The 14,161-nt window shown below is 52.3% G+C and carries 11 protein-coding genes and 1 tRNA gene; 1 reads left to right on the top strand and 11 read right to left on the bottom strand.

Annotated elements, in window-relative coordinates; genetic code table 11:
• Positions 1-10 precede the first annotated feature (10 nt).
• From deaD to ACO7SM_RS02500, 11 genes are all read right to left on the bottom strand, one after another.
• Positions 11-1,942 (bottom strand): ATP-dependent RNA helicase DeaD, encoded by a 1,932-nt coding sequence (deaD, locus tag ACO7SM_RS02550; protein ID WP_490469551.1) that lies wholly within the window; start codon positions 1,940-1,942, stop codon positions 11-13.
• A complete protein-coding gene (gene yrbN, locus ACO7SM_RS02545) occupies positions 1,935-2,015 on the bottom strand; it encodes a protein YrbN (RefSeq protein WP_010723222.1) in 81 nt (26 codons plus the stop codon). The genes deaD and yrbN overlap by 8 nt, the downstream gene beginning before the upstream one ends.
• A 106-nt stretch (positions 2,016-2,121) precedes the next feature.
• Entirely contained in the window at positions 2,122-3,006 is an 885-nt protein-coding gene (gene nlpI / locus ACO7SM_RS02540; protein ID WP_490469550.1) for a lipoprotein NlpI, read from the bottom strand.
• 109 nt (positions 3,007-3,115) lie between these two features.
• The gene (gene pnp / locus ACO7SM_RS02535; RefSeq protein ID WP_490469549.1) at positions 3,116-5,251 is read right to left on the bottom strand and encodes a polyribonucleotide nucleotidyltransferase; all 2,136 of its coding nucleotides are present in this window, start codon (positions 5,249-5,251) and stop codon (positions 3,116-3,118) included.
• A gap of 243 nt (positions 5,252-5,494) precedes the next feature.
• Positions 5,495-5,764, bottom strand: a complete 270-nt coding sequence (gene rpsO / locus ACO7SM_RS02530) for a 30S ribosomal protein S15 (RefSeq protein WP_003861789.1) — start codon at positions 5,762-5,764, stop codon at positions 5,495-5,497.
• Positions 5,765-5,915: 151 nt separating this feature from the next.
• A complete protein-coding gene (gene truB / locus ACO7SM_RS02525) occupies positions 5,916-6,860 on the bottom strand; it encodes a tRNA pseudouridine(55) synthase TruB (RefSeq protein ID WP_490469548.1) in 945 nt (314 codons plus the stop codon).
• Positions 6,860-7,261 carry a 30S ribosome-binding factor RbfA gene (gene rbfA, locus ACO7SM_RS02520; protein WP_049848849.1) on the bottom strand — a complete coding sequence of 134 codons (402 nt, stop codon included), beginning with the start codon at positions 7,259-7,261 and terminating at the stop codon, positions 6,860-6,862. Before rbfA ends, truB begins: the two co-directional genes overlap by 1 nt.
• A 167-nt stretch (positions 7,262-7,428) precedes the next feature.
• Entirely contained in the window at positions 7,429-10,125 is a 2,697-nt protein-coding gene (gene infB, locus ACO7SM_RS02515; RefSeq protein WP_490469547.1) for a translation initiation factor IF-2, read from the bottom strand.
• Between the two features lie 24 nt (positions 10,126-10,149).
• The gene (nusA, locus tag ACO7SM_RS02510; protein WP_490469546.1) at positions 10,150-11,637 is read right to left on the bottom strand and encodes a transcription termination factor NusA; all 1,488 of its coding nucleotides are present in this window, start codon (positions 11,635-11,637) and stop codon (positions 10,150-10,152) included.
• A 28-nt stretch (positions 11,638-11,665) separates the two neighbouring features.
• Entirely contained in the window at positions 11,666-12,118 is a 453-nt protein-coding gene (gene rimP / locus ACO7SM_RS02505; RefSeq protein ID WP_203359850.1) for a ribosome maturation factor RimP, read from the bottom strand.
• Positions 12,119-12,325: 207 nt separating this feature from the next.
• Positions 12,326-12,402: transfer RNA gene (locus tag ACO7SM_RS02500), tRNA-Met, on the bottom strand.
• 347 nt (positions 12,403-12,749) lie between these two features.
• Here ACO7SM_RS02500 and argG point away from each other — a divergent pair.
• Positions 12,750-14,093: an argininosuccinate synthase gene (gene argG, locus ACO7SM_RS02495; RefSeq protein WP_490469545.1), complete on the top strand. Its 1,344-nt coding sequence runs from the start codon at positions 12,750-12,752 to the stop codon at positions 14,091-14,093.
• Positions 14,094-14,161: the final 68 nt, after the last annotated feature.

Here is a 14,161-nt window from a genome sequence, read left to right as displayed (position 1 = left end):
TCAGCGTAGATTACGCGTCACCACCGAAACGACGACGACCGGTGGAGTCATCGCGACGCGGCGCACGGCCTTCACGACGCTCACCGCTGAAACGACGACCGTCACCACGGCCACCTTCACGGCGCTCACCGCTGAAACTACGACCGCCTTCGCTACGACCGCCTTCACGACGCTCGCCGCTGAAACGACCACCGCCACCACCACGACGCTCGCCACCGGTATGCGGAACTGCATCGCCAACCAGTTGCATGTTCATCGGCTTGTTCAGGATGCGGGTACGGGTAAAGTGCTGCAGCACGTCGCCCGGCATACCTTTCGGCAGTTCGATGGTGGAGTGGGAAGCAAACAGCTTGATGTTACCGATGTAACGGCTGCTGATATCACCTTCGTTAGCGATCGCGCCAACGATATGACGTACTTCCACGCCGTCATCACGGCCCACTTCAATGCGGTACAGCTGCATATCGCCAACGTCACGACGTTCACGACGCGGACGGTCTTCACCACCACGTTCTGGACGATCGCCACGCGGGCCACGGTCGTTACGATCGTTACGATCGCGTGGACCACGGTCATCACGGTCACGGAACTCACGCTTAGGACGCATTGGCGCATCTGGCGGAACGATCAGAGTACGTTCGCCCTGTGCCATTTTCAGCAATGCGGCGGCCAGGGTTTCGAGATCCAGCTCTTCACCTTCTGCCGTCGGCTGGATTTGTGCCAGCAGTGCGCGGTATTGATCCAGATCGCTGCTTTCCAGCTGCTGCTGAACTTTCGCGGCGAATTTCTCCAGACGGCGTTTGCCCAGCAGTTCTGCGTTCGGCAGTTCCACTTCCGGAATGGTCAGTTTCATGGTGCGTTCGATGTTACGCAGCAGACGACGCTCACGGTTCTCAACGAACAGCAGAGCACGACCAGCACGGCCCGCACGACCGGTACGACCGATACGGTGAACGTAAGACTCGGAATCCATCGGGATGTCGTAGTTCACAACAAGGCTGATACGCTCAACGTCCAGACCACGGGCTGCAACGTCAGTTGCAATCAGGATATCCAGACGACCGTCTTTCAGACGCTCCAGAGTCTGCTCACGCAGCGCCTGGTTCATGTCGCCGTTCAGCGCTGCGCTGTTATAACCGCTACGCTCCAGCGCTTCGGCCACTTCCAGGGTCGCATTTTTGGTACGAACGAAGATAATCGCCGCATCAAAATCTTCTGCTTCGAGGAAACGCACCAGCGCTTCATTTTTGCGCATACCCCAGACAGTCCAGTAGCTCTGGCTGATGTCCGGGCGAGTGGTAACGCTGGACTGGATACGCACTTCCTGCGGCTCTTTCATAAAGCGGCGGGTAATGCGGCGAATCGCTTCCGGCATGGTGGCAGAGAACAGAGCGGTCTGATGACCTTCCGGGATCTGCGCCATAATGGTTTCAACGTCTTCGATGAAGCCCATACGCAGCATTTCATCGGCTTCGTCCAGTACCAGACCACTCAGTTTAGAGAGATCCAGCGTACCGCGCTTCAGGTGATCCAGCAGACGACCCGGCGTACCGACAACGATCTGCGGCCCCTGACGCAGGGCACGTAATTGCACGTCATAACGCTGGCCGCCGTACAGGGCAACCACGTTCACGCCGCGCATGTGTTTAGAGAAATCTGTCATGGCTTCAGCAACCTGAACCGCCAGTTCGCGGGTCGGTGCCAGCACCAGGATTTGAGGTGCTTTCAGCTCAGGATCAAGATTGTTGAGCAGCGGTAAAGAGAACGCTGCAGTTTTGCCGCTACCCGTCTGGGCCATACCCAGAACATCGCGGCCGCCCAGCAGATGCGGAATGCACTCTGCCTGGATTGGAGATGGTTTTTCGTAACCCAGATCGGTAAGGGCTTCAAGGATAGGAGCCTTCAGGCCCAGATCTGCAAAAGTGGTTTCGAATTCAGCCATGTAGTACGTGTGCCTCAAAATTAATGGCGGCCAGTCTACATAACTCATCATGAAATTGATCTGCAATTTTCATTGAAAAGTGTGAACCGGCTCAAAGTAGGTGTATTAACGAACAACAACGCCCTCACCCGTTAAGGTGATGGCAATCAAAAAAGATTACGGGCTGATGTGTACGTCAGCTATTGCTGGTCCGATTCTGCCAGGTCATCTTGGTCCTGGCCCAGGAGCGATAATTCCAACAATGCGTATCGGTGCTCAACAAAGTTATGAACGTTGTTAGCCACCGCCAGTTTGAACAATGCCGTAGCGTTGTCCAAATCCCCCAGACTTAGGTAGTACTTACCTAAATAGAAGTTGGTTTCACTGAGATGCTCAGCGAGCGAGGTGTTATCCGTTGCGTCTGCCTTGAGCCTTTCCATCAACGTTGCTTCGTTAATGTTGCCCAGGTAGAACTCGACAATGTTCCATCCCCATTGCTCTTTATCCGATTTCTCGAAACGTTGCTTTAACGCTTCTTTAGCCTGCTTCTCATCGAGCTTCTGCTCAGCGAGATAAAGCCACAGACTGCGGAAAGGATCATTGGGATCGTCTTGATAAAACGCCAGCAGATCATCTTGCGCTAACTTGTCGCGGCCGCCGTAATACAATGCGATACCACGATTTAAGTGCGCGTAGTTGTAAGTTGGATCAAGCTCAAGTACAGAATCAAACGCTTCATAGGCAGCATCAAAATTGCCTGCCTGCGTTAAATAAATGCCTAAGTAATTGAATACTTCAGGCATATCTGGTCGGATTGCCAGCGCTTGTGAAAAATCATTTCGCGCTAATGCCCTCAGACCGAGACTATCATACAACACTCCGCGCTCATATAAAAGCTGTGCGCGTTCGTCATCGGTTAAAGCCCGACTGGCAAGAATTTGTTCCATGCGTGCCAGAATCACTTCCTGCTGCAAAGTCGGTTGCAATGGCACTGCGAGGACTTCACTCTTACGCCAGGCAGAGTTGCTGCATCCTGCCAGCGTGAGTGCTGTCGCAACGAAACACCAGCGCAAAAAAGGCTTCATTTCCCACTCCCGAAGACAACGATTGAATGAACGTCCTGTTCCCCGGTTGCTAACAAGGCTTCCTGCCGGGTCAGAGGCCCTCCGCAATGGCGGAGGGCAAATGGCAACCTTACTCGCCCTGTTCTGCTGCCGGTGCTTCCGGCGCAGCAGCTGGCTGAGAGTGCTCAGTTGCTTCTTTAATGCTCAGACGTACACGGCCCTGGCGATCAACTTCCAGAACTTTCACCGGTACTTCCTGACCCATCTGCAGGTAATCAGTCACTTTCTCAACACGCTTGTCAGCGATCTGAGAGATGTGAACCAGACCTTCTTTACCGCCACCGATAGCAACGAATGCGCCAAAGTCAACGATACGGGTTACTTTACCAGTGTAGATGCGACCCACTTCAATTTCTGCCGTAATTTCTTCGATGCGACGGATAGCATATTTTGCTTTCTCACCGTCGGTCGCCGCAATCTTAACAGTACCGTCATCTTCGATTTCGATAGTGGTGCCAGTTTCTTCGGTCAGGGCACGGATAACAGAACCGCCTTTACCGATGACGTCTTTGATCTTGTCCGGGCTGATCTTAATGGTATGGATACGCGGAGCGAACTGAGAAATGTCGCCGCGCGGCGCGTTGATCGCCTGTTCCATCACACCCAGGATGTGCAGACGCGCACCTTTAGCCTGGTTCAGAGCAACCTGCATGATCTCTTTGGTGATACCTTCGATTTTGATATCCATCTGCAGTGCAGAGATACCATCGCGGGAACCCGCCACTTTGAAGTCCATGTCGCCCAGGTGATCTTCGTCACCCAGAATGTCAGACAGAACAACAAAATTATCGCCTTCTTTCACCAGACCCATTGCGATGCCCGCAACAGCCGCTTTGATCGGCACGCCTGCGTCCATCAGCGCCAGAGAGGCACCACACACGGAAGCCATGGAAGAAGAACCATTGGATTCAGTGATTTCAGATACTACGCGAACGGTGTACGGGAACTTCTCGATATCCGGCATAACCGCCAGCACGCCACGCTTCGCCAGACGACCGTGACCGATTTCACGACGCTTCGGAGAACCGACCATACCCGTTTCACCCACGCAGTACGGAGGGAAGTTGTAGTGGAACAGGAAGGTGTCAGTACGCTCGCCCATCAGTTCATCGAGGTTCTGAGCATCACGCGTCGTACCCAGCGTTGCAGTAACCAGCGCCTGAGTTTCACCACGGGTGAACAGTGCGGAACCGTGGGTACGCGGCAGAACACCAGTGCGCACATCCAGGCCACGGATCATGTCTTTTTCACGACCGTCGATACGCGGTTCGCCTGCCAGTACGCGGCTACGAACAACGTTTTTCTCGATTGCGTGCAGGATTTCACCCAGTTCGTTAGCGTCCAGGGTTTCGTCTTCTGCAACCAGCGTCGCGATCACTTCAGATTTGATAACATCAACCTGAGCATAACGTTCCTGCTTGTCGGTGATGCGGTAAGCATCGCTCAGGCGGGATTCTGCCAGGGCTGCAACACGCGCGTTCAGTGCGTCGTTTGCTGCTTCCGGCTGCCAGTCCCAACGCGGTTTGCCCGCTTCTTTAACCAGATCGTTGATAGCCTGAATAACAGTCTGCTGCTGCTCGTGACCGAAGACAACGGCACCCAGCATGACGTCTTCGCTCAGCAGTTCTGCTTCGGATTCAACCATCAGTACAGCGGCTTCAGTACCGGCAACGACCAGATCCAGTTTGCTTTCTTTCAGCTCGTCCTGGGTCGGGTTCAGAACATACTGGTCATTGATATAACCAACACGTGCAGAGCCGATTGGGCCGTTGAACGGAATACCAGACAGAGACAGCGCTGCGGAAGCACCGATCATCGCAACGATGTCCGGGTTAACCTGCGGGTTTACGGACACAACGGTCGCGATAACCTGAACTTCGTTGACGAAGCCTTCCGGGAACAGCGGGCGAACCGGGCGGTCAATCAGACGCGCAATCAGGGTTTCGCCTTCGCTTGGACGGCCTTCACGACGGAAGAAGCTGCCCGGGATACGACCAGCAGCGTAGGTACGCTCCTGATAGTTAACGGTCAGCGGGAAAAAGTCCTGGCCTGGCTTCGCTTTCTTCTGACCTACAACGGTAACGAATACCGCAGTGTCATCCATGCTAACCATCACAGCGGCAGTTGCCTGACGCGCCATCATGCCGGTTTCCAGCGTTACGGTATGTTGGCCGTACTGGAATTTACGAACGATCGGATTAAGCAAAATTCTATCCTTTCTCTAATTTTTGATAGCACCACCGGCGCCATCGTTAATACCCGATCTTCAGCGCATCCTCGCGACTAATGACAATCCTAACCCGTCAGCGGGTCAAGCCTCTCATTAGCCGCGCGAACCTCTGCAACAGAAGATCATACTTAGCAACAATACATTAGTTTCCAGTGAATTGCTGCCATCAGCTTGAAAAAAGGGGCCATGAAGGCCCCCTCTTTCTGAAACTCGCAAGAATTAGCGACGCAGACCCAGACGCTCGATCAGCGCGGTGTAGCGTGCAACATCTTTACGTTTCAGGTAGTCGAGCAGTTTACGACGCTGAGAAACCATACGCAGCAGACCACGACGGCTGTGGTGATCTTTTTTGTGCTCTGCAAAGTGACCCTGCAGGTGGTTAATCTGTGCAGTCAGCAGTGCAACCTGAACTTCGGTAGAACCGCTGTCGTTAGTACCACGACCAAACTCAGAAACGATTTTAGCTTTAGCTTCAACGCTTAGAGACATGATGAACTCCAAAAATAATAAAAAATGAAAGGGTGCCAATCTCTAATTCAGCAACCCCAGGTAAACACCGCATGAACTGTTAAAAAATTTACGCGGTGTTAAGCGGCAGTATTCTACCCGCAGCGTCCTGTTATCGCAAGACTGAGCAGAGTTACGCCGGATACTCCACGACCAGACGACGAGGCGCTACGCGGCCTTCATCATCCATTTCGCCCATCCCGATAAACTTACCGTCATCGCCTTCCGTTACGCGAACTAATCCTTCCAGTGGCGCGCCTGTCGTACGAACCGGATTACCATTTTTAAAGTAAACCGACGAGGTTAAAGGAAGATTAACGATGGGGTAGTCCGAAGCCGGACTGTCCATGGGCATCAGCAGCGGATCAAGCAGTTGGGCTGCAGGGATCCCCTGCTGTTCGGCCTGCTCGATGAGAAAGCGTAAATGCTCCAGGGTGACCATCCGATCAACCGGGTATTTGCTGACAGTCAGACGACGCAGGTAAGTCACGTGCGCGCCGCATCCAAGCGCCTCACCCAGATCATCAATAATGGTCCGAATATAGGTGCCTTTAGAACAGTGAACTTCCAGCTCCAGTTCGTTACCTTCGTGACGAATAAAGAGCAGTTCATAGACGGTAATCGGTCTGGCTTCTCGCGGAACCTCAATACCCTGGCGCGCATATTCGTACAGCTTTTTACCCTGGTATTTCAGCGCCGAGTACATCGACGGTATCTGCTCGATATCACCTCTGAACGTTTCCAGCGCAGCCGCCAGTTGTTCCGGGGTAAACGTGACAGGACGTTCCTGCACGATTTGACCATCGGCATCTGAGGTGTCAGTCCGCTGTCCCAGCCGTGCAATGACACGATAACGCTTATCCGAATCAAGCAGATACTGGGAAAACTTCGTCGCTTCACCGAGACAAATCGGCAGCATACCCGTCGCCAGCGGATCCAATGCTCCGGTATGACCAGCGCGATTGGCGTTGTAAAGACGTTTTACTTTTTGCAGCACGTCATTGCTGGACATGCCCTGCGGCTTGTCCAACAACAGGACACCGTGAATGTCGCGACCACGACGACGAGGACGACTCATTAGTCCTCCTTGCTGTCGTCCGGGTTCACACGACGTTCTTCGTCATGTTTCACCACGTTAGTCACCAGGTTTGACATACGCATCCCTTCTACCAACGAGTTATCGTAGAAGAAAGTCAGTTCCGGCACGATACGTAAACGCATCGCTTTTCCGAGCAGGCTGCGGATAAAGCCAGAGGCTTCCTGCAACGCTTTGATGCCCGCTTTTACTGCGGCTTCATCTTTGTCGTTCAGGAAGGTGACAAACACTTTGGCATAGGCCAGATCACGCGACATTTCGACACCGGAAACCGTGGTCATCATGCCCAGACGAGGATCTTTAATTTCGCGCTGCAGGATGATAGCAATCTCTTTTTGCATCTCCTGAGCGACGCGCTGTGGGCGACCAAATTCTTTCGCCATAACAAATTCTCCAGAAAAAAGACAAAAAAGGGGCCAAAAGCCCCTTTTTAAAATAAGTTCCAGGTGGTTCGGGCTGTTCACCGTAGGCCTGATAAGCATATCGCCATCAGGCATCACATTACCGGACGCGGCGTAAACGCCTTATCCGGCCTACAACCCAGAAAACCTTAAGCAATAGTACGTTGGATCTCGATGATCTCGAATACTTCAATCATATCGCCAACGCGTACATCGTTGTAGTTTTTCACGCCGATACCACATTCCATGCCGTTACGGACTTCGTTAACGTCATCTTTGAAGCGGCGCAGGGATTCCAGCTCACCTTCGTAGATAACCACGTTGTCACGCAGTACGCGGATTGGGTTGTGACGTTTAATCGTACCTTCGGTAACCATACAGCCCGCGATCGCACCAAATTTCGGTGATTTAAACACATCGCGAACTTCAGCCAGACCGATGATCTGCTGTTTCAGTTCCGGAGACAGCATGCCGCTCATCGCCGCTTTCACTTCGTCAATCAGGTTATAGATGACGGAGTAGTAGCGCAGATCCAGGCTTTCGGATTCAATCACTTTACGTGCAGAGGCATCAGCACGAACGTTGAAGCCGACCAGAATCGCGTTGGATGCCGCAGCCAGGGTTGCGTCGGTTTCGGTGATACCACCTACGCCAGAACCGATGATCTTCACTTTAACTTCGTCAGTAGACAGTTTCAGCAAGGAGTCGGAGATCGCTTCCACAGAACCCTGAACGTCAGCTTTCAGAACGACGTTCACTTCGTGAACTTCGCCTTCGGTCATGTTAGCGAACATGTTCTCGAGTTTGGATTTCTGCTGACGAGCCAGTTTAACTTCACGGAATTTGCCCTGACGGTACAGTGCAACTTCACGCGCTTTCTTCTCGTCACGAACAACGGTAACTTCGTCACCCGCAGCCGGAACACCGGACAGACCCAGGATTTCGACCGGAATAGACGGGCCGGCTTCCAGCACTTCCTGACCCAGTTCGTTACGCATTGCACGAACACGGCCATATTCGAAGCCACACAGCACGATATCACCCTTGTTCAGGGTACCTTCACGCACCAGGACGGTAGCCACTGGGCCACGACCTTTGTCCAGGAAGGATTCAATTACCGCACCGCTCGCCATACCTTTACGAATCGCTTTCAGCTCCAGAACTTCAGCCTGCAGCAGGATAGCGTTCAGCAGGTCATCAATACCGGTACCCGCTTTCGCAGAAACTGGGATGAACTGTGATTCGCCGCCCCACTCTTCCGGCATAACACCGTACTGAGACAGTTCGTTCTTAACGCGATCCATATCGGCTTCTGGCTTATCGATTTTGTTCACTGCAACAACCATCGGTACCTGCGCTGCTTTCGCATGCTGGATAGCTTCGATAGTCTGCGGCATCACGCCGTCGTCTGCTGCAACAACCAGAACAACGATATCCGTTGCCTGCGCACCACGAGCACGCATAGAGGTAAACGCGGCGTGGCCCGGGGTATCCAGGAAGGTGATCATACCGTTGTCGGTTTCAACGTGGTACGCACCGATGTGCTGGGTAATGCCGCCCGCTTCGCCAGAGGCCACTTTCGTTGAACGAATGTAGTCCAGCAGAGAGGTTTTACCGTGGTCAACGTGACCCATGATGGTCACTACCGGTGCACGCGGTTCAGCCGCAGCGCCAGTGTCACGGTCGCTCATTACCGCTTCTTCCAGTTCGTTTTCACGACGCAGGATAACTTTGTGGCCCATCTCTTCGGCAACCAGTTGTGCGGTTTCCTGGTCGATGACCTGGTTGATGGTGGCCATTGCGCCCAGTTTCATCATCGCTTTGATGACCTGAGAGCCTTTAACCGCCATCTTGTTAGCTAAGTCGCCAACGGTGATGGTTTCGCCAATCACAACGTCACGGTTAACCGCCTGAGCTGGCTTCTGGAAGCCCTGCTGCAGAGAAGAACCTTTACGCTGTTTGCCGCCTTTACCGCCACGAACCGCTGCACGCGCTTCTTCACGGTCAGCTTTAGATTCAGCGTGTTTGTTGCCTTTTTTAGCCGGACGAGCCGCTTTCGTGGTGCGAGTACGGCCACGACCGCCTTCGACTTCACGATCGTTTTCGTCTTCAGCCTGGCGTGCGTGCTGAGAAGTGGTGACGTGATAATCGCTCTTATCCTCTTCCACTTTCTCTTTCTCTTGTTCAGCCCAAACACCGGCATTTTCTTCAGCCATACGGCGAGCTTCTTCAGCCACTCGGCGAGCTTCTTCTTCAAGCTTACGGCGTGCTTCTTCTTCCGCTTTGCGCTTCAGTTCAGCGGCTTCATTTTCACGGCGGGCTTTTTCTGCCTGGGCGGTTTTGGTCATATCGTCGGTCTGTTGATTGCTCACTTTGTCTTTTTCCGCAGCTTCACGTTTCGCTTTTTCAGCGGCTTCACGCTTAGCTTGTTCTGCGGCCTCACGTTCAGCTTTTTGTTGCGCCTCGCGTTTGGCTGTTTCTTCAGCTTCACGACGGGCTTGCTCTTCCGCTTCACGCTGCGCCTGCTCTTCCGCGGCAAGGCGTTCAGCCTCTTGCGGATCGCGTTTTACAAAGGTGCGTGTCTTGCGGACTTCGATTTGTACCGATTTACTTTTTCCACCGGTACCTGGAATATTGAGAGTACTGCGCGTTTTGCGCTGCAATGTCAACTTATCTGGGGTTGAACCGTTTTCACGGTTCAGATGCGCCAGTAAGGTCTGTTTCTCTTGTGCGGACACAGAGTCATCAGCAGACTTCGGGATACCTGCATCAGCAAATTGCTGTACCAGGCGATCCACGGAGGTCTGTATCTCTGCAGCCAGCGTTTTTACGGTTACATCTGTCATACTGTTCCTTCCTGCTACAGTTTATTACGCTTCGTCGCCGAACCAGCAAATATTACGGGCAGCCATAATCAGCTCACCGGCTTTTTCGTCGGTCAACCCTTCGATATCAGCCAGATCATCAATGCCCTGTTCAGCGAGATCTTCCAGCGTACAAACACCACGGGCAGCCAGTTTGAATGCCATTTCGCGATCTAATCCTTCCAGATTCAGCAGATCGTCAGCCGGTTTGTTATCACCGAGGCTTTCTTCCTGGGCCAGTGCCAGAGTGGTCAGTGCGTTTTTAGCACGCTCGCGCAGCGTTTCAACGGTCTGCTCATCGAGGCCGTCAATTGCCAGCAGTTCTTTCATTGGCACGTAAGCCAATTCTTCCAGCGTAGCAAAACCTTCTTCCACCAGAACAGTCGCGAAATCTTCATCGATATCGAGATATTTGGTGAAGGTATCAATGGCTGCATGCGCTTCAGCCTGATGCTTAGCCTGCAGGTCATCAACGGTCATCACGTTGAGTTCCCAACCGCTCAGTTGTGAAGCCAGGCGGACGTTCTGACCGTTACGTCCAATCGCCTGTGCCAAATTACCGGCTTCAACCGCGATATCCATAGTGTGTTTATCTTCATCCACTACGATAGAAGCGACGTCTGCTGGCGCCATTGCGTTAATCACGAACTGTGCCGGATTATCATCCCACAGGACGATATCGATACGCTCACCGCCCAGCTCGGTAGAAACCGCCTGAACACGCGCACCGCGCATACCCACACAAGCACCAACTGGATCAATACGCTTATCGTTGGTTTTCACTGCGATTTTCGCACGAGAACCTGGATCGCGAGCAGCCGCTTTAATTTCAATCACTTCTTCGCCAATTTCTGGCACTTCAATGCGGAACAGTTCAATCAGCATTTCCGGTTTGGAACGCGTCACAAACAGTTGCGCACCGCGCGCTTCTGGGCGCACGGAGTACAAAACGCCACGAATGCGGTCACCCGGACGGAAGTTTTCACGCGGCAGCATGTCTTCACGCTGGATCACGGCTTCAGCATTGCTGCCCAAATCCAGGGAAATGTTGTCACGGTTTACTTTCTTCACGACACCGGTAACGATCTCGCCTTCGTGTTCACGGAACTGATCAACAACCATCGCACGTTCGGCTTCACGTACTTTCTGTACGATAACCTGTTTTGCCGTCTGGGTAGTGATACGGTCAAAGGTGACAGATTCAATTTGATCTTCAACGTAACCGCCCACGTTCAGACTTTCGTCTTCATAACGTGCCGCTTCCAGCGTAATTTCTTTCGTCGGTTGAGTAACTTCTTCCACAATAACCCAACGGCGGAAGGTATCGAAATCACCGCTTTTGCGATCGATCTCTACGCGAACGTCGATCTCTTGCTCATATTTTTTCTTTGTAGCTGTAGCCAGCGCACTTTCCAGCGCTTCAAAAATTTTCTCGCGTGGCAGCGCTTTTTCGTTGGAGACGGCTTCAACAACAGCCAAAATTTCTTTGTTCATCGCGGGCTTTTCACCTCAATCCAGACTGTTAAAAGTGGGGAACCAGGTTCGCCTTCTGGATATTACTCAGCGCGAACACTTCATCTTTACCTTCGACTGTGACAGTGATCATTTCACCGTCCACCGCTTTGATAACGCCCTGCCATTTACGACGGTTTTGTACCGCCATACGAAGCACCAGTGCAACTTCTTCACCCAGGAAACGCACATAGTGTTCGGCAGTGAACATTGGACGGTCGAGGCCCGGTGAGGATACTTCCAGGTTGTAAGCAACGGTGATTGGATCTTCAACGTCCATTACCGCGCTGACCTGGTGGCTCACATCAGCACAATCATCAACATTGATGCCATCTTCACTATCAATATAGATGCGCAGTGTGGATGTGCGACCGCGAATAAATTCGATGCCGACCAGTTCGTAACCTAAGGCTTCAACTGGTGCTGTAATCATCTCTGTTAATTTTTGCTCTAATGTGGACAAGCCCACCCCCAAGACATAAAAAAAGGGCCTAAAGCCCAGTTATTCTGTAGTCAGATAACAAAAAACCCCGATAAATCGGGGCTTTAGATAACTGAACCCTATAACCGCAACTGCGGTCTGGAGAACCTTCCGAAAGAATTTTTTTCAAATCCAGCTACGAAGGCCATAGTCTTCACAGTATATTTGAAAAAGAACTCTAAGGGAAAGTGGTTGCGGGGGCCGGATTTGAACCGACGACCTTCGGGTTATGAGCCCGACGAGCTACCAGGCTGCTCCACCCCGCGCCTGAAACGTGGCAAATTTTACTCGCTTTGGGTAAAAAATGCAAATACTGCTGGGATTTGGTACCGAGGACGGGACGTAAAATCTGCGCGTAGTATAGTGATCCAGAGCGCATTTTGTCAACCAGGTTAATAATATGCACATTAATGAATAGCCGCGTTCTCCTCATAGCCTCGAAGCCAGATAAACACAGGGATACAATCAGGGGCATTTATTAACGAAATTATCACGAAGCTCTTCCTGTCACCCGCAAAAGATGATTAAATGAAAACTCATTTATTTTGCATAAAAATTCACTGAGAACAGAAAACCGATCTCTTCATCAGTCAATCAAGCAGGATTTTATTTTATGACGACGATTCTCAAGCATCTCCCGGCAGGTCAACGTATTGGTATCGCTTTTTCCGGTGGTCTGGACACCAGTGCTGCGCTGCTGTGGATGCGACAAAAAGGGGCTGTCCCATATGCATATACTGCAAATTTGGGTCAACCGGATGAGGATGACTACGACGCCATTCCTCGCCGTGCAATGGAGTATGGCGCAGAGAACGCTCGCCTGGTTGATTGCCGTAAACAATTAGTTGCGGAAGGGATTGCCGCTATCCAGTGTGGTGCATTCCATAACACCACCGGCGGGCTCACCTATTTCAACACGACGCCATTAGGTCGCGCCGTGACGGGCACCATGCTGGTTGCCGCCATGAAAGAGGACGGCGTGAACATTTGGGGCGACGGCAGCACCTATAAAGGCAACGACATTGAGCGTTTCTATCGTTATGGTTTGCTGACCAATGCCGAACTGCAGATCTACAAACCGTGGCTGGATACCGATTTCATTGATGAACTGGGCGGCCGCCACGAGATGTCTGAGTTTATGATTGCCTGCGGTTTCGACTACAAAATGTCCGTTGAGAAAGCCTACTCCACCGACTCCAATATGCTGGGTGCGACTCACGAAGCGAAAGACCTGGAATTTCTTAACTCCAGCGTCAAGATCGTTAACCCGATTATGGGCGTGAAGTTCTGGGATGAAGATGTGAAGATCCCGGCAGAAGAAGTGACCGTACGTTTTGAACAAGGCCATCCGGTTGCCCTGAACGGTAAAACCTTCAGTGACGACGTTGAGATGATGCTGGAAGCCAACCGTATCGGTGGTCGTCACGGTCTGGGCATGAGCGATCAAATTGAAAACCGTATTATTGAAGCAAAAAGCCGCGGCATCTATGAAGCCCCAGGAATGGCGCTGCTGCACATCGCTTACGAACGTCTGCTGACCGGTATTCACAATGAAGACACCATCGAACAGTATCATGCGCATGGACGCCAGTTAGGTCGCCTGCTGTATCAAGGACGCTGGTTCGACTCCCAGGCACTGATGCTGCGTGACGGTCTGCAACGTTGGGTGGCAAGTCAGATTACCGGCGAAGTGACTCTGGAACTGCGTCGCGGTAACGACTACACGATCCTGGATACCGTCTCCGACAACCTGACCTATAAGCCAGAACGTCTGACGATGGAAAAAGGCGACTCCGTGTTCTCTCCGGACGATCGTATTGGTCAGTTGACCATGCGCAATCTGGACATCACGGATACCCGCGAGAAGCTGTTCGGTTATGCGCAGTCCGGCTTACTTTCCGCCTCTTCTGCGACAGGTCTGCCGCAGGTTGAGAGTCTGGAAAATAAAGCGAAGTAATCGCGTTCCCGAGAGAAGATTAAAGCCGCGAAAGCGGCTTTTTTATTGCGTGAAGCGTAGGCCTCATC

The sequence above is a fragment of the Citrobacter sp. LJND-P06 genome (genome assembly GCF_058188415.1).
Note: the sequence above shows the minus strand (reverse complement) of the source record. Positions and strands in the feature narration are given on the sequence as shown.